General features: G+C 60.5%; 14 protein-coding genes. 8 read left to right on the forward strand and 6 right to left on the reverse strand.

The window, feature by feature from the left end:
• Positions 1-90 precede the first annotated feature (90 nt).
• Positions 91-1,653 carry a sigma-54-dependent transcriptional regulator gene (locus tag ACTD9P_RS03030; RefSeq protein WP_138814472.1) on the reverse strand — a complete coding sequence of 521 codons (1,563 nt, stop codon included), beginning with the start codon at positions 1,651-1,653 and terminating at the stop codon, positions 91-93.
• A gap of 257 nt (positions 1,654-1,910) precedes the next feature.
• Between ACTD9P_RS03030 and phhA the strand changes: the two genes are divergently transcribed.
• The 3 genes from phhA to ACTD9P_RS03045 all read left to right on the forward strand — a co-directional run bounded on the left by phhA (position 1,911) and on the right by ACTD9P_RS03045 (position 4,364).
• On the forward strand, positions 1,911-2,717 hold the full coding sequence (phhA, locus tag ACTD9P_RS03035; protein WP_017134919.1) for a phenylalanine 4-monooxygenase: 807 nt from the start codon (positions 1,911-1,913) through the stop codon (positions 2,715-2,717).
• Between the two features lie 97 nt (positions 2,718-2,814).
• Positions 2,815-3,171 carry a 4a-hydroxytetrahydrobiopterin dehydratase gene (locus ACTD9P_RS03040; RefSeq protein WP_017134918.1) on the forward strand — a complete coding sequence of 119 codons (357 nt, stop codon included), beginning with the start codon at positions 2,815-2,817 and terminating at the stop codon, positions 3,169-3,171.
• Positions 3,171-4,364 carry an amino acid aminotransferase gene (locus tag ACTD9P_RS03045; RefSeq protein WP_438866630.1) on the forward strand — a complete coding sequence of 398 codons (1,194 nt, stop codon included), beginning with the start codon at positions 3,171-3,173 and terminating at the stop codon, positions 4,362-4,364. The genes ACTD9P_RS03040 and ACTD9P_RS03045 overlap by 1 nt, the downstream gene beginning before the upstream one ends.
• A gap of 130 nt (positions 4,365-4,494) precedes the next feature.
• On the opposite strand, the gene ACTD9P_RS03050 is transcribed toward ACTD9P_RS03045, so the two are convergent.
• Positions 4,495-5,304: a UDP-2,3-diacylglucosamine diphosphatase gene (locus ACTD9P_RS03050; protein WP_438866631.1), complete on the reverse strand. Its 810-nt coding sequence runs from the start codon at positions 5,302-5,304 to the stop codon at positions 4,495-4,497.
• Between the two features lie 137 nt (positions 5,305-5,441).
• Between ACTD9P_RS03050 and ACTD9P_RS03055 the strand changes: the two genes are divergently transcribed.
• Both ACTD9P_RS03055 and ACTD9P_RS03060 read left to right on the forward strand, forming a co-directional pair.
• Positions 5,442-6,191, forward strand: a complete 750-nt coding sequence (locus ACTD9P_RS03055; RefSeq protein WP_138814469.1) for an AraC family transcriptional regulator — start codon at positions 5,442-5,444, stop codon at positions 6,189-6,191.
• 100 nt (positions 6,192-6,291) lie between these two features.
• Positions 6,292-7,176 (forward strand): DMT family transporter, encoded by an 885-nt coding sequence (locus ACTD9P_RS03060; protein WP_138814468.1) that lies wholly within the window; start codon positions 6,292-6,294, stop codon positions 7,174-7,176.
• Positions 7,177-7,179: 3 nt separating this feature from the next.
• On the opposite strand, the gene ACTD9P_RS03065 is transcribed toward ACTD9P_RS03060, so the two are convergent.
• Positions 7,180-7,467: an Rdx family protein gene (locus ACTD9P_RS03065; RefSeq protein ID WP_138814467.1), complete on the reverse strand. Its 288-nt coding sequence runs from the start codon at positions 7,465-7,467 to the stop codon at positions 7,180-7,182.
• A gap of 84 nt (positions 7,468-7,551) precedes the next feature.
• Here ACTD9P_RS03065 and ACTD9P_RS03070 point away from each other — a divergent pair, with 84 nt between their 5' ends.
• On the forward strand, positions 7,552-9,741 hold the full coding sequence (locus ACTD9P_RS03070; protein ID WP_438866717.1) for a patatin-like phospholipase family protein: 2,190 nt from the start codon (positions 7,552-7,554) through the stop codon (positions 9,739-9,741).
• 180 nt (positions 9,742-9,921) lie between these two features.
• On the opposite strand, the gene ACTD9P_RS03075 is transcribed toward ACTD9P_RS03070, so the two are convergent.
• On the reverse strand, positions 9,922-10,356 hold the full coding sequence (locus ACTD9P_RS03075) for a MarR family transcriptional regulator (protein ID WP_438866632.1): 435 nt from the start codon (positions 10,354-10,356) through the stop codon (positions 9,922-9,924).
• A 121-nt stretch (positions 10,357-10,477) separates the two neighbouring features.
• Positions 10,478-12,607, reverse strand: a complete 2,130-nt coding sequence (gene recQ / locus ACTD9P_RS03080; protein ID WP_200433492.1) for a DNA helicase RecQ — start codon at positions 12,605-12,607, stop codon at positions 10,478-10,480.
• Positions 12,608-12,883: 276 nt separating this feature from the next.
• On the opposite strand from recQ, the gene ACTD9P_RS03085 reads away from it, so the two are divergent.
• Together ACTD9P_RS03085 and ACTD9P_RS03090 are read left to right on the forward strand one after the other, a co-directional pair.
• Positions 12,884-13,471 carry a UPF0149 family protein gene (locus tag ACTD9P_RS03085; RefSeq protein WP_017134909.1) on the forward strand — a complete coding sequence of 196 codons (588 nt, stop codon included), beginning with the start codon at positions 12,884-12,886 and terminating at the stop codon, positions 13,469-13,471.
• Between the two features lie 11 nt (positions 13,472-13,482).
• Positions 13,483-13,875, forward strand: coding sequence for a YbaN family protein (locus tag ACTD9P_RS03090; RefSeq protein ID WP_438866633.1), 393 nt, complete (start codon positions 13,483-13,485; stop codon positions 13,873-13,875).
• Positions 13,876-14,537: 662 nt separating this feature from the next.
• Here ACTD9P_RS03090 and ACTD9P_RS03095 read toward each other — a convergent pair.
• The gene (locus ACTD9P_RS03095) at positions 14,538-15,593 is read right to left on the reverse strand and encodes an acyltransferase family protein (protein WP_438866634.1); all 1,056 of its coding nucleotides are present in this window, start codon (positions 15,591-15,593) and stop codon (positions 14,538-14,540) included.
• Positions 15,594-15,600 lie beyond the last annotated feature (7 nt).

Here is a 15,600-nt window from a genome sequence, read left to right on the forward strand (position 1 = left end):
GGCGGTGGGTCAGTTAATTCATCTGTAACTGACCCACCGCCTTCGCGAGCAAGCCCGCTCCCACAGTTTAAACCTCAGCGTGTCAGCAGGTTATTTATCGGTCTTTAGGATTTCGTAATCGCGTAACTTATTGGCAATGGTGGTGTGCGACACACCAAGGCGCTTACCCAACTGCCGACTGCTCGGATGCTCGGCATACAAAGCCTCCAGCACCGCCTTTTCAAACCGCCCGACGATATTTTCCAATCCGCCTTCCAGGGAAAAATCGCCAAGCGGCTGACGCACCCCATAATCCGGCAAGCGAATATGCTCGGCCTTGACCATCCCGCCGTCGCACAACGACACCGCCTGAAACAACACGTTCTCCAACTGCCGCACATTACCGGGCCAATGGTAATGACTGAGCCGGTCCATCGCCGCCGGCGCCAGCTTGGGCAGCGGGCAACCAATCTGTCGGCTGGCCTGGTCAAGAAAGTGCTCTACCAGCGGCGCCAGGCCGTCCAGGCATTCACGCAACGGCGGGATATGCAGCGACAGCACGTTAAGCCGGTGATACAGGTCCTGGCGGAATTCGCCACGCGCACAGAGTTCCGACAAGTCCACCTGGGTCGCGCAGATCACCCGCACATCCAGATAGACCTCTTCATCACTGCCCACCCGGCGAAAGCAGCCGTCCTGCAAAAAGCGCAGCAATTTCACCTGCAAGCGTGCACTCATTTCCCCCACACCATCGAGAAACAACGTACCGCCCGCCGTCAGCTCCAGCAGGCCCAACTTGCCCTCGGCCCTTGCCCCTTCAAACGCACCGGGGCCGTAGCCGAACAACTCGGTCTCGGCCATCGACTCCGGCAGGCCCGCACAATTGAGCGCCATCAAGGGCGATTGCCCGCGCGGGCTGGCCAAGTGACAAGCGCGTGCCAGCAACTCTTTGCCAGTGCCGGTTTCACCTTCTATTAATAGCGGCGCATCCAGCGGCGCCATGCGCCGGGCTTCGCGCACCACGGCGGCCATGACTTTGGAGCTTTGGAAAATACTGTCGAAACCGCGCAGCTCTTGCTTGCGCACATTGTAGATACGCTCGCCCACACGGTCGGCACGGTGCAGGGTCAACACGGCGCCGGCCATGGCCTCGCTGTCGTCGTGCTCGGAGGATTGCAGCGGCGCGATGTCCGCCAGAAACACGTCACCCTTGACCTTGACCCGCAAGCCGTTGATGCGTGATTTGCTCGCACGCACCAGCTCCGGCAGGTCGAAATCCTCGGCATAACGCGACAGCGGAATGCCCGGCACCTCGTCCACCCGCACCCCGAGCAACTGCGCCGCCGCACGGTTGGCGGCGACGATGGAGCCGCCCATATCAATCGACAACACCGGAAACTCCAGGGCGCCGAGCAGCGCATTAAGCTCCATATGCCGACGTTCGCTGGGCATCAGCCCTACCCGTTTAACCCCAAATACCCCGGCTATCGCTTCGAATTGCGGGCGCAGCGCCTGGAACTGCATGTTCACCAGATTGGGACAAAACAGGTAAATGGCGTTGCCGTGCTCACCGCCCACCTCGCCTTTGGCGACGTTGACGCCGTACTCCACCAGCAGGTTGAGGATGTCCCGCAGGATGCCGATACGGTTCTGGCAGTGCACTTTAATACGCATTAAAAAACCCAAAAGGTGGGAAAGCGCCGCGTCTTTTTGCCGCTGGGCGCAGATAGTCGTCAAGATTATGTGACAGCTTGTGACCTTTTCCCAGCCCAAGACAACGAGAGGCCGGCGTACCGTAACGAAAACTTTACGAATAACGGTAACTTTTCCTACGCGCAAGCACCGGAGCCCGATGGAATCCGTCGCCTTCCGCGTTATCAATAGGCTCATCGCAGGACATAACAAGAACGAATGCCTAGCAGGAGAGCCGTATGAAGCAGACGCACTACGTGGCCCGCGAGCCCGATGCGCAAGGTTTTATCCACTACCCGCCGGAAGAACACGCGGTGTGGAACACCCTGATCACGCGCCAATTGAAAGTGATCGAAGGACGCGCCTGCCAGGAATACCTGGACGGCATCGACAAGCTCGGCCTGCCCCTGGACCGCATCCCGCAACTGGGTGAGATCAACAAGGTGTTGGCCGAAACCACCGGCTGGCAAGTTGCCCGCGTCCCCGCACTGATCCCCTTCCAGACCTTCTTTGAATTGCTCGCCAGCAAGCAATTTCCGGTGGCGACCTTTATTCGCACCCGCGAAGAACTGGACTACCTGCAAGAGCCGGATATTTTCCACGAGATCTTTGGCCACTGCCCGCTGCTGACCAACCCATGGTTTGCCGAGTTCACCCACACTTACGGCAAGCTCGGCCTCGCGGCCACCAAAGAGCAACGCGTGTACCTGGCGCGCCTGTACTGGATGACCATCGAATTCGGTTTGGTGGACACCCCGCAAGGCCGGCGCATCTACGGTGGCGGCATCTTGTCGTCGCCTAAAGAAAGCGTGTATTGCCTGTCGGATGAACCCGAACACCAGGCCTTCGACCCGCTGGAAGCGATGCGCACGCCGTATCGCATCGACATTCTGCAACCGCTGTACTTCGTATTGCCCGAGCTTAAGCGCCTGTTTGAAGTAGCGCAGGAAGACATCATGGGCATGGTCGAGCGCGGTATGCAGCTGGGTCTGCATGCTCCGCTCTTCACCCCAAAGGCAGTCCCGCCCAAGCCCGAAGCTGCTTGAACCTTACATTTTGAGGCCAGGTGAATCTGTTCCCTGGCCGCGCGTTGCTTTAGGGTAACGCCCACTGATCTCAATCTTTCGAATTCAGGACACCCCCATGACCACCTTGAACCAAGCCCACTGCGAAGCCTGCCGCGCCGATGCCCCACAAGTCAGCGACGAAGAGCTGCCGGTACTGATCAAGCAGATTCCCGACTGGAACATCGAGGTCCGCGATGGCGTGATGCAGCTGGAAAAGGTTTTCCTGTTCAAGAACTTCAAATTCGCCCTGGCCTTTACCAACGCCATGGGTGAAATCTCCGAAGCCGAGGGCCATCACCCAGGCCTGCTCACCGAGTGGGGAAAAGTCACCGTGACCTGGTGGAGCCACTCGATCAAAGGCCTGCACCGCAACGACTTCATCATGGCCGCGCGCACCGACGAAGTGGCCAAAGACGCCGAGGGCCGCAAGTAATGCATTTTGATGCCATTGGCCGTGTGCCCGGCGATCCGATCCTCGGGCTGATGGACCTGTATGCCCAGGACGCCAACCCGAACAAGTTCGACCTGGGCGTGGGCGTCTATAAGGACGACCAGGGCCTGACGCCGATTCCGCACTCGGTAAAACTGGCCGAACAGCGCCTGGTGGACACGCAAACCACCAAGACCTACATCGGTGGCCACGGCAACGCGGCCTTCGGTTCGCTGATCAGTAAATTGGTGCTGGGCGCCGATTCCGCGCTGGTTCGCGAACGTCGCGCGGGCGCCTCGCAAACCCCAGGCGGTACTGGCGCGCTGCGCCTGAGCGCTGACTTTATCGCGCAAAGTCTGCCGGGCCGTGGCGTATGGCTGAGCAACCCGACCTGGCCGATCCACGAAACCATCTTCGCCAAGGCGGGGCTCCAGGTCAGCCATTACCCGTATGTGGGCGCGGATAACCGCCTGGACGTGGGCGCGATGCTTACAACGCTGGCCACCGTGCCCAAGGGCGACGTGGTGTTGTTGCATGCCTGCTGCCATAACCCGACGGGTTTTGACCTGTCCCAGGACGATTGGCGCCAGGTGCTGCACATCGTGCGCGAACGGCAATTGCTGCCATTGATCGACTTCGCCTACCAGGGCTTTGGCGACGGGCTCGAGCAGGACGCCTGGGCGGTGCGGCTGTTTGCCGCCGAACTGCCGGAAGTGCTGGTCACCAGTTCCTGCTCGAAAAACTTTGGCCTGTACAGCGACCGTGTCGGCGCGCTGATTGTGTGCGCGGCAGACGCCGAAAAGCTCACGGACGTGCGCAGCCAACTGGCGAATATCGCGCGCAACCTGTGGTCGACACCGCCGGATCATGGCGCCGCCGTGGTAGCGACCATCTTGGGCGACGCCGAGCTGAAAAAGCGCTGGAGCGATGAAGTCGAGGCCATGCGTTCGCGCATTGCCCAACTGCGCTCCGGGCTGGTGGAGGCGCTGGCGCCCCACGGGCTGGCCGAGAAGTTTGCGCATATTGGTGCGCAGCGCGGGATGTTTTCCTATACCGGCTTGAGCGCCGAACAGGTCAAGCAACTGCGCGAGAAGCACAGCGTGTATATGGTCAGTTCAGGGCGGGCGAATGTTGCCGGCATTGATGCCACGCGTCTGGCATTATTGGCCGATGCTATCGCCGACATCTCGAAATAACTGAAGAAACCCAATCAAATTGTGGGAGCTGGCTTGCCTGCGATTACGGAGTGTCAGTCACTGAATAAGCTGACTGAACAACCGCCATCGCACGCAAGCCAGCTCCCACATTTTTGACCGTGCGAACCTTCTAGCTCGCAACCATCTCAGCTTTGAGCAGCGCCTCTTTAACCTGCGCATCCGCCAACCGATACAACTCGATACTGCCATCCCAGTGCTCGATCAACGCGGTGCACGACTCCACCCAATCCCCGCAATTGAGGTAGTCCACCTCACCCACCTTGCGAATCTCGGCATGGTGAATATGTCCGCACACCACGCCATGCAGCTCGCGCTTGGTGACCTCGTGGGCGATCGCTTCTTCGAAATCACTGATAAAACTCACCGCCGTCTTGACCTTGTGTTTCAGGTACGCCGACAACGACCAGTAGCCATAGCCATAGCGCGCACGCCAGTGGTTGAGCCAGCGATTAAGCGTGAGGGTGAACTCGTAGGCCGAATCACCGAGGAAGGCCAGCCAGCGGTGGTAACGGGTAATCACATCAAATTGATCACCGTGAATCACCAGCAGGTGGCGGCCGTCGGCGGTGACGTGCACGGCCTCGTCCACCAGTTGGATATTGCCCAGGATCAGCTTGGAGTAGCGCCGCAGGAATTCGTCGTGGTTACCGGTGACGTAGATCACCTCGGTGCCGCGCTTGGCCATGGTCAGCAAACGGCGGATCACATTGGTGTGGGCCTGGGGCCAATACATGCCGCCGCGCATTTTCCAGCCGTCGATGATATCGCCCACCAGGTACACCTTGTCGGCGTGGTAGCCCTTGAGGAACTGCGACAGGTGCTCGGCCTGGCAATCCCGGGTGCCCAAGTGCACGTCGGAGATCCACAGGGTACGAACCCGTTGTTTGCGGCTGGGTTTGGCCAACTCGGCACTGGTCATGGGCATCCCTCGACGGTGTTTTGGCGAGCTTGCGCCCAGGCGGTTAATAGCCCATGACAGCTGTGCGTCAGTCTGATGACAGCGCTCGCAGCCCTTGAAGCGTTGTAGACTGCAGGCCTGCTGCCCAGGAGACCGCGATGAGACCGACCCTCACGCTGCGCCACTATATTGAAGAGCCACTTGCCCACAGCCATGACCACGCACAGCTGGTGTTCGGGCTGTCGGGTCACTTGGACCTGGAAGTCGACGGCCTCGGCAGCCAGGTGCACGCCAGCAGCGTGATGGTGCTGCCCTTCTCGGCCCACCACGCCTGCGGCAGCCGCGACGGCAGCCGCTGCCTGGTGCTGGACGTTCCCGACGAGCAATGGGTGGCGCAGTCTTTGGGCGAACATGCCGACACCAGCCGCCGCCTGCTCGAGCAACCGGCGCGACTGACACTGGACGCCCGGCAAAGCCAGTTGGTGCAATGGCTGGCACACAGCCCGGTGGATGACGCGCTGATCGCCCAGCAAGGCGCAGTGTTGCTGTTGGCCAGTCTCAATCATCCGCAGGCCCAACCGATACCGGGCAAGCGTTTGCCGTATGCGGCGTTCAATGCGCACATCGAACGCCATGCTGCGCGCCCGTTGCAAGTGGCCGACCTGGCACGTATCGCCGACCTCTCGGTGGCGCGCTTGCATGCACGCTTTATGGCCGAGTGCGGGCAAACACCGATGGACTACCTGCGTAGCCGTCGCCTGCACATGGCGTTGAAACTTTTACGCGAGACGCCTCTGCCCGTTGGCGAAATTGCCGAACGCGTCGGCTACGCCTCACAAAGCGCCTTCTCTGCCGCCATGCTGCGCGAATTCGGCGCCTCGCCGGGCACACTGCGTCGCTCGGCATGACGAGAGCCTGACGCTAAGATTCGCGAGGCCCGCGACAGACACCGGCGCCCTCGACCCTCTAGACTGCGATTCTGTCACTCCCGTTGGTTCAAGGATCGCAATGACTCCCCGCTCAGCCCTTGGCGCCCTGCATATCGGCGCATTGATGTTTGGCCTCACCGGTGTCTTCGGCAAGCTGGCGGCTGCCTCGCCGGCCATCATTGTATTTGGCCGTGCCGCTTTTGCCGTGATCGCCCTGGCGATCTTTGCGCGATTCGCCAGCAACACCACCTGGAAAGCCCTCGAGATCCGTGACTGGCGCCGCCTCGTCGTCAGCGGCGTGCTGCTGGCGGCGCATTGGGTGACCTTCTTCATCGCCGTAAAAGTCGCCGGCGTCGCCGTCGCCACCCTGGGCTTTACCGCATTCCCGGCCTTTACCGTAATACTTGAAGGGCTGATATTCCGGGAACGCATTCGCGCCAACGAAGTGCTGTTGGTGGCGCTGGTCACGGTGGGCCTGGTGCTGGTGACGCCAGACTTCGATCTCGCCAGCCAAGCCACGGGCGGCCTGTTGTGGGGGATTCTCTCGGGCCTGTTGTTCTCGCTGCTGTCGCTGAACAACCGCGCCAGCTCCGGGCGCATTCCGGCGGTGCAGGCCGCGCTGTGCCAGAACGTGGTGGTCGCGGCCTGCCTGCTGCCGGTGGCGGCGCCAGGGTTGGCGGATGTGCGAGCGATTGACTGGCTGTGGATCGGGCTGCTTGGCGTGTTCTGTACCGGCCTGGCGCACAGCCTGTTTGTCGCCAGCCTCGCGGTGATCAAGGCGCGCACCGCCTCGGTGGTGTTCGCCATGGAGCCGGTCTACGGCATCACCGTGGCCTGGCTGCTGTTTGCCGAAACGCCGACCTTGCGCATGCTGCTGGGCGGCGCGCTGATCATCGTCGCCATTGTGCTCTCAGGCTTGATGGGCAGCGCCAGCCAGGCCAAACAGCCGGCAGCCACCGCGTAGCCTTCAGACCTTGCGGTCGTTGTGCCCCAAGTCGCGCTGCGGGTCGATCTGGTCGCGCACGCGTTGCTTGAGCACCTTGGCCTCCGGAAAGCCGCCGTCGGCCTTGCGCTCCCAGATCTGCACACCGTCACACGTGATGCGAAACGCGCCGCCGGTGGCCGGTTCAAGCGCCACGCGGCCCAGGTCATCGGCAAACGTACTTAACAATTCCTGGGCCAGCCACGCTGCGCGCAACAGCCATTGGCATTGGGTGCAATAGGTGATGACGATCTCGGGTTTGCTGGCAGACATAATTAGAGAAGTTCCTGACATAACGGGCACGGACGATCGAGTGACTATAATACCGGCCTTTATTGCCCAGCCTCGAGATTCATGATGCGCCGCCTGTTGTCCTGCCTGTTTCTGTGCTTGCTTCCCCTGATCGCCGACGCCGTCGAAAGCCCCCGCCCCAAGATCGGCCTGGTGCTGTCCGGCGGTGCCGCCCGTGGCCTGGCGCATATTGGCGTGCTCAAGGCGCTGGAAGAGCAAGGTATCCAGATCGATGCCATTGCCGGCACCAGCATGGGCGCGGTGATCGGTGGCCTGTACGCCTCGGGCTACAAGATCGATGAACTGGAAAAGCTCGCGCTGAGTATTGACTGGCAACAGGCATTATCCGATGCCCCACCGCGTGAAGACGTGCCGTTTCGGCGCAAACAGGATGATCGCGACTTTCTCGTCAAACAAAAACTCAGCTTCCGCGATGACGGCAGCCTCGGCTTGCCGCTCGGCGTGATCCAGGGCCAGAACCTGGCATTGTTGCTGGAAAGCATGTTCGCCCACTCCAGCAATACGCGTAACTTCGACAAGCTGCCAATCCCGTTCCGCGCCGTGGCCACCGACATCACCACCGGCGAAAAAGTGGTGTTCAGCAAGGGCCACTTGCCTCAGGTGATCCGCGCGAGCATGTCGATCCCGGCCGTGTTCGCTCCGGTGGAACTGGACGGACGACTGTTGGTGGACGGCGGCATGACCGACAACATCCCGCTGGATGTGGCGCGCGAAATGGGCGTGGATATCGCCATTGTCGTGGACATCGGCACGCCGCTGCGCTCACGCAAGCAACTGGCAACCGTGGTGGACGTACTCAACCAGTCCATCACCCTGATGACCCGGCGCAACTCCGAAGAACAACTCAAGGCCCTGCACCCCAAGGACGTACTGATCCAGCCGCCCCTGGCCGCCTACGGCGTGACGGACTTCGGCCGCGCCAAAGACATGATCGACGCCGGCTACCGAGCCACCCGCGCCCTCGACGTGCGCCTGGCGCACCTGCGCCCCGCCGAACCGATCGACCCGCAATTGGTGGAGGCCCGCACCCCAGGTGAACGCACGCCGGTGATCACCGCCATCAAGGTAGAGAACGACTCGAAAGTCAGTGACGACGTGATTCGCTACTACATCCGCCAAACCCTGGGCGAGCCGCTGAACCTGGGCCGCTTGCAAACCGACATGGGCACGTTGTACGGCCTGGATTACTTCGAGCAGGTGCAATACCGCGTGGTGAAAAAGGGCCAGGACAATACCCTGGTCATCAGCGCGCGTGGCAAACGCAGCGGCACCGACTATTTGCGCCTGGGCCTGAGCCTGTCGGATGACATGCGCGGCGAAAGCGCCTACAACCTGGGTGCCAGTTACCGCATGAACGGCATCAACCGCCTTGGCGCCGAATGGCTGACGCGTGTGCAGATTGGTGATCGCCAAGAGCTGTACAGCGAGTTCTACCAGCCACTGGATGTGGGCTCGCGCTACTTCGTCGCGCCCTATATCAGTGCCCAGGCACAGAACGTTGACCTGGTGCTGGACAGCGACCCTATCGCCGAATACCGCCTGGAGCGCTACGGTTTTGGTTTGAACGTGGGGCGCCAGATCGGCAACAGCGGCGAGATCCGCTTCGGCGTCGGTGAGGCGTGGGGCAAGGCCGATGTGCGCATTGGCGAGCGCGACTTGCCGAGTGTCAGCTTCAGTGAGGGTTTCTATGAGCTCAAGTACTCGTTCGATTCACTGGATAACGTGTACTTCCCCCATTCCGGCGAAGACATCGGCCTGGCCTTCCGAGAGTTCGAGCCAGGCCTGGGGTCGGACCAGCGCTACCGACAGTGGGAGTTCAAGCTGGACAAGGCCATGAGCCACGGCCCGGACACCTTGATACTCGGCGGTCGTTATGGCCGCACCCTGGATAAATCCGACGTGGTGGTTTCCAGCTTCCTGCTCGGCGGTGCGCGGCAATTATCAGGCTTTCGCGAAGACTCAATCTCGGGGCAGAACATCGCGCTGATGCGCGCTGTGTACTACCGCCGCCTGACGCCACGCTCGTACTTGCCGCTGGATTTCCCGCTGTACCTCGGCGCCTCGTTGGAGCGCGGCCGGGCCTGGAATAACGACAATCAGTTCGACAGCGGGTATATCAATGCCGCGAGTATTTTCCTCGGCTTTGATACGCCGTTGGGGCCACTGAACTTCAGCTATGGGTTCAATGATGACAAGCAGCAGGCGGTATACCTGAACCTGGGGCAGACGTTCTAGCTGAATGCCTGGCTTACTGTGGCGAGGGAGCTTGCTCCCGCTTGGGTGCGAAGCGCCCCCAATGCGGTGAATGCGATCATTCAGGTGCAACGAGGTTGATGGCTTTGGGGCTGCTACGCAGCCCAGCGGGAGCAAGCTCCCTCGCCACAACAAGCCCGCTTGCCACTAAATGGGTCCGCCTCAGGACTTTTCCAGGTTCGCCAGAATGTGCCCATGCACGCGCATGCACACACGCAAATCTTCTTCATCCACGCCCACAAACAACTCGTGACGCAAGGCCGTGGCGATGGTTTCGATCTGGTCGATCAACGGGCAGGCGGTGTCGCACAGCAGGATGCGTTTTGCGCGACGGTCTTCCAGCACCGCCTGGCGCTGCACCAGGCCCTGGCCTTCAAGGCTGTCGAGCAGGCGTGCCAGGGTCGGACCTTCTACACCGACGCTTTGCGCCAGTTCGCGCTGAGTAGGTGCATCGACAAAACGGGCGAGGTGCAACAGCACCAGCCAACGCGCCTGAGACAAACCCAGGCCCGCCAAACGGCGGTCCAGTTCGGCGCGCCAGCCTCGGGACATTTGCGCCAACTGCATGCCAAAGCGGTGTTGTTCGGTTAACGGCATAAAAAACTCATAATTTAGACTGAAAATAAAATGTGACTAATTATTAGTCAGCTAAGCATGAGCCATGCCATCAGGCAAGCATCGCTACGTAGTGATTCGTTACATTGTCGTAATTGGCACACTAAATTTCAAATTCAGACTGCAAAGCGGCCCGTACGCAATACAAAACACCCTCCGGAACACGCCCGGTAAACAGCGGTGCGATCTCCGTGACAGGTGGCAATTCGCCTTCTCCGTCGAGGAAGGCATCCTGGATTTCGCCCAGCAGATCTTCCGGTAAATCAAGGGCCTGCTCCAACGACAACTGCTGTTTGCCAATAGATTCGGCCAGCAAGGTGTAGACGTTTTTCTCCGAGCATTGCAGCTGACCGGCGATCTGGATCGGGGTCATGCCGGCACGTGCCAGGCTGATCAGTTCGTGGCGGATGTCGGCAACTTCCTTGGGCGCTTCGACTTGGCCGCCGAGCACTTCGAGGAAGGCCTGGCCATAGCGTTCCAGCTTGCGCGCACCGACGCCGCTGACCTTGGCCATCTCGGCCATGCTGGTCGGCTGCTCGCGCAGCATCTCCAGCAACGTGGAGTCGGGGAAGATAACGTAAGGCGGCACACTGTGTTCCTGCGCCAGTTTGCGCCGCAGGGTGCGCAAGGCTTCCCACTGTTCGCGTTCTTCGCCGCGCACCAATTGGCTGGCCGGGCTGGTGCTGCTGCTTTTGGCAGTGGTCTGCGGCTTAAGGTCGCGGCGCAGCTCCAGGCTTACTTCGCCCTTGAGCAATGGCCGGCAACTGTCATTCAGGCGCAAGCCGCCGTAGCCTTCGATGTCGATGTCCACCAGGTTGCGCGCGACCATCTGCCGAAACAACGAACGCCATTCGCCTTCGGCGCGCGCCTTGCCGACACCGTACACCGAGAGTTTTTCATGGCCGAAGCTGCGCACTTTCTCGTTGTCCTTGCCCAGCAGTACGTCCACCAGATGCCCCACGCCGTAGCGCTGGCCGGTGCGGTAGATCGTCGACAGCGCCTGGCGTGCCGGTTCGGTAGCGTCCCAGGTCTGCACGCCATCGGTGCAATTGTCACAGTGCCCGCATGGCTCGGGCATGTCCTCGTCGAAATAGGCGAGTAGCGTCTGCCGGCGGCAACGGGTCTCTTCGCACAGCGAGAGCATGGCATCGAGCTTGTGTTGTTCCAGGCGCTTGTGGCGCTCGTCACCTTCGGAGTTCTGCAACATCTGCTTGAGCATCACCACGTCTTGCAGGCCGTAGACCATCCAGGCATCCGCCGGCAGGCCATCACGGCCGGCGCGACCGGTTTCCTGATAGTAGGCCTCAAGGGATTTTGGCAGGTCCATATGCGCAACAAAGCGTACGTTGGATTTGTCGATACCCATGCCGAACGCGATGGTCGCCACCATGATCAGGCCTTCCTCGTTGAGGAAGCGCTTCTGGTGGGCAGAGCGCGTGTCATTGGGCAGGCCCGCGTGATACGGCAGCGCCGGGTAGCCTTGCTCGCAGAGAAATGCCGCCACTTCATCGACCTTTTTGCGCGACAGGCAATACACGATGCCTGCGTCGCTGCGCCGCTCGGACAAGAATGCCAGCAACTGCTTGCGCGGCTGTTCCTTGGGCACGATGCGGTAAAAAATATTCGGCCGGTCGAAGCTCGACAGGAAGCGTTCGGCGTTCTGCAGATGCAGGCGCTCGACGATTTCTTCGCGGGTGCGTTTGTCGGCGGTGGCGGTCAGGGCGATGCGCGGCACGTCGGGGAACAATTCCGCCAGTTGGCCCAGTTGCAGGTATTCGCGACGGAAATCGTGGCCCCATTGCGACACGCAGTGGGCTTCGTCGATGGCGAACAGCGCAATTTCCAGACTTTGCAGGAAGGCCAGCATGCGTGGCTGCACCAGCCGTTCAGGCGCCAGGTAGAGCATCTTCACTTCACCGCGCTTGATGCGCGCAGCCAGCTCGCGCTGCTGTTCGGCACTCAAGGTGGAGTTCAAGGCGGCGGCGGCGACACCGAGTTCTTCAAGGGTGGCGACTTGATCGTCCATCAACGCGATCAGCGGCGACACCACCACGGCCAAGCCATTGCGCAACAGCGCCGGCACCTGGAAGCACAGCGACTTGCCGCCACCGGTAGGCATCAGGACCAGGGCATCACCACCACTGGCCACGCGCTCAATGATCGCACCCTGGCGGCCACGAAAACTGTCGTAGCCGAAGATGTCCTTGAGGACGCGTTGAGCCTGCTCGAGCATGTAAAACTCCAAAATGGTGCCGAAATCCCTCTGTACAGGCTGGCCGAAAAAATACCGCTTCACGGGAAATAATCCGTAAGCGAAGTTTTCGCGAATTGGCGCTTGGCCTGCAGGGGCATCACAAAACGCGGCAGTATACCCGAGCGTTACCCTGCAAAGGGCGTCACTGACGAATAGTCATCACGCTCTAAAACCCGGCAAATATGCCTTGCAGCTGGCCTGGGCGCTCAAGAAAGCCTAGAATTGCGCATCGTTTATTCCCAAGGTAGCCCTTCAATGTCCTTCGCTGAGCAACTAACCCGCCTGCAAGCCTTCCTCGACGCCGATGAGCTGCATGACGAGGCGCTGGACTACGTGGCCGCTCACGGCTACCTGACCGCCCTGTCGATCTGCGCCGACGTCGTGCCCGACCGTGAATGGATCGACGCGCTGTTCGCCGAAGAACCGCATTACGCCGACGCCGCCCAACGCGAAGAAATCGAATCGACCCTGCTGGCCCTCAAGGCCCACATTGGTCGCCAGCTGGCTTCCGATGAGGAATTCGAGCTGCCATGCGAGCTGGACCTGGGCGAGGAGCCGGATGACTCCGACCTGCGCGGCTGGTGCATCGGCTTCATGGAAGGTGTGTTCCTGCGCGAAGCCGCCTGGTTCGAAACTGCCGAGGAAGAAGTCAGCGAAATGCTGCTGCCGATCATGGTCGGTTCGGGCCTGTTCGATGACCAGCCGGAATTCTCCGACATCGCCGCCGATGCCAACCTGATGGACGACATGATCGTACAGATCCCGGAAGCCCTCACCGCCTTGTACCTGCTGTGCAACGCACCTGACGAAAAACCGGCGATCCTCAAGCCTCGTCACCACTGAGTCGTTTGCCCATGACGCCCATGGGCGAGCGCTCACTGCTCCTGCGCTACGTGCTGCTGGCCATCGGCTGGCTGAGCGTAGCGCTGGGTGTGATTGGGATTTTCCTGCCGGTATTGCCAACCACCCCCTTCCTCCTGCTCGCCGCCGCGTGCTTCGCTCGAAGCTCCCCGCGTTTCTACCAATGGCTGGTGGAACACCCGCGCCTGGGGCCGTGGATTCGTGACTATCTGGATGGCAATGGTATTCCGCTCAAGGGCAAAGTGTATGCCATAGGCCTGATGTGGCTGAGCATTGGGTTTTCCTGCTACCTGGTGCCGCTGCCTTGGGCACGCGGGTTTATGCTGACCAGTGCGGTGTTGGTGACGATTTATATTTTGCGCCAGAAGACCTTGCCGCGGCGGTGAGCGTGTTTTTTCGTAGTGGCGGGTGGCGTGTATATCCATTGCCGGGGTAACGGCGGCCTATGGTTCCGCTTTTACAGCGGGTCACTTTTGGCAAACGCCCGGAATGCCGGCCCAGCCAAAAGTCCAAAGTGCAAGGCAAAAGCCTATTTACCTGATGCAACGCGGTCTAAGTGTGGGAGCGGGCTTGCTCGCGAATGCGGTGGGTCAGCCAATTCATCTGTTACTGATACACCGCATTCGCGAGCAAGCCAGCTCCCACAGGTGACCGAGTATGGCTCTGCTGTTGCTGTTGCTCCGGCTCTTACATCCTTTTCGATGACGAAGTCAGCGGTCTTTTGATCTGCGCTTTTGATCGTGATCTTGATCTGAAATCGCCCCGTCAAACACGATGGCCGGAATTCGACAGTGATTTGGGGGGTAAACCGGCAGGACGCCGGTTTAGCCGCGCTGGGCCAAGGATGGCCCATCGCGGCGGCCCCCCAAATCACTGTCGGATTGCGGGCATGCCGAGCCATAGCGAGGCACCGAGTGTTGGGGCGAGGACCTTTTGGTTACTTTTGCGTCCTTGCAAAAGTGACCCGCTGTAAGAGCGGAACCATAGGCCGCCGTTACCGCAGCAACGGATATGTACACCAACAAGCCGCCATCACAGACACATTGATTCAGCGCTGTTCCAAAGGTTTTGCCACCTTCCGCACCGGAAACGGAAAATAGAAAAACCGCAAAAACGCCACCCGCTTGATCACTTCCCCAATCAACAACGGCACCACCACCGCCACCACCAATCCAATGCACGCCGACAGCAACGGATGCAGGCCCACACGCTCCATCAGGTCAACAGTCTTATGCTGAATCTCCCCATGAAAGATCAACAGAATCAAAGTGGACTGCCCGATGTACGTCATCACCCACGTGATGACGGCCGACGCCATCAGCACCCGCGCCAGTGACCAGCTCGCGTACACACCGATCACCGCCAGCAAGCTCGTCCACAGCCAATGGTCGTAGCGCCGCTGCGCCAGGTCCATGGTGTCGTGGCTGTAGAGGAATACCGCGGCGAACAACGCCACCGAAATCACCAGCGTCAGCAGCGACCCTTCATGCCGACGCAACCAATCGCGCAGCAGGTAGCCGTAGATGAAGTAAGTGCTGCTGATCAGGGTTATCTCAAGGCCGAAGGGTAAACCAGGCAGCGTCCAGGTCTGCCCGCCAACCGTCACCGGTATTTGCCAGAACCACGGCAATACCCAGATGCCGATCAGCAGTTGCACCACGACCAGCAAGCAACTCAACGGCAGTGACAGCTTCAGGCGCTGGATCAGGCGCAACATCAGCCAACTGAACAGAATCGCCACCCAGAAGTGCGGCAGAAACCACAGCGCCTGCCAGGGGATGGTGTCCACCGAGGCATACAACACGCCGCCGACATCCGGCAGCAGCGGTTGGCCGCGCAGTACATCGCGTACCAGCACGTACACCAGCATGGTGAAGAAAAACGGCTTGAGCAGGCCGTCGGCCTTGCGCACGGCCATCTCCACAAAGGGTTGCTCGGGCTTGAAGAACACCCCGGAGAGGAAAAAGAACAGCGGCAAGATGAACGAAGCAATGATCGGATACTGCAACTCCAGGGAGTTGGCCACGAACCAGCTGTGGCCGTACACGATCAGCAGAATGCCGATGCCCTTGGCAATGTCCATTTGAATCCAACGATGTTTCATCCGACTG

Source organism: Pseudomonas onubensis (assembly GCF_965653655.1).
Lineage (GTDB): Bacteria > Pseudomonadota > Gammaproteobacteria > Pseudomonadales > Pseudomonadaceae > Aquipseudomonas.

Coding starts and splice junctions, on each gene's coding strand:
- recQ (WP_200433492.1), bottom strand. CDS start 12,607: ATGCTCGAGCAGGCTCAACGCGTCCTCAAGGACATCTTCGGCTACGAC.
- ACTD9P_RS03075 (WP_438866632.1), bottom strand. CDS start 10,356: ATGCCGTTAACCGAACAACACCGCTTTGGCATGCAGTTGGCGCAAATG.
- ACTD9P_RS03040 (WP_017134918.1), top strand. CDS start 2,815: ATGACCACCTTGAACCAAGCCCACTGCGAAGCCTGCCGCGCCGATGCC.
- ACTD9P_RS03090 (WP_438866633.1), top strand. CDS start 13,483: ATGACGCCCATGGGCGAGCGCTCACTGCTCCTGCGCTACGTGCTGCTG.
- phhA (WP_017134919.1), top strand. CDS start 1,911: ATGAAGCAGACGCACTACGTGGCCCGCGAGCCCGATGCGCAAGGTTTT.
- ACTD9P_RS03085 (WP_017134909.1), top strand. CDS start 12,884: ATGTCCTTCGCTGAGCAACTAACCCGCCTGCAAGCCTTCCTCGACGCC.
- ACTD9P_RS03065 (WP_138814467.1), bottom strand. CDS start 7,467: ATGTCTGCCAGCAAACCCGAGATCGTCATCACCTATTGCACCCAATGC.
- ACTD9P_RS03055 (WP_138814469.1), top strand. CDS start 5,442: ATGAGACCGACCCTCACGCTGCGCCACTATATTGAAGAGCCACTTGCC.
- ACTD9P_RS03045 (WP_438866630.1), top strand. CDS start 3,171: ATGCATTTTGATGCCATTGGCCGTGTGCCCGGCGATCCGATCCTCGGG.
- ACTD9P_RS03095 (WP_438866634.1), bottom strand. CDS start 15,593: ATGAAACATCGTTGGATTCAAATGGACATTGCCAAGGGCATCGGCATT.
- ACTD9P_RS03030 (WP_138814472.1), bottom strand. CDS start 1,653: ATGCGTATTAAAGTGCACTGCCAGAACCGTATCGGCATCCTGCGGGAC.
- ACTD9P_RS03070 (WP_438866717.1), top strand. CDS start 7,552: ATGCGCCGCCTGTTGTCCTGCCTGTTTCTGTGCTTGCTTCCCCTGATC.
- ACTD9P_RS03060 (WP_138814468.1), top strand. CDS start 6,292: ATGACTCCCCGCTCAGCCCTTGGCGCCCTGCATATCGGCGCATTGATG.
- ACTD9P_RS03050 (WP_438866631.1), bottom strand. CDS start 5,304: ATGACCAGTGCCGAGTTGGCCAAACCCAGCCGCAAACAACGGGTTCGT.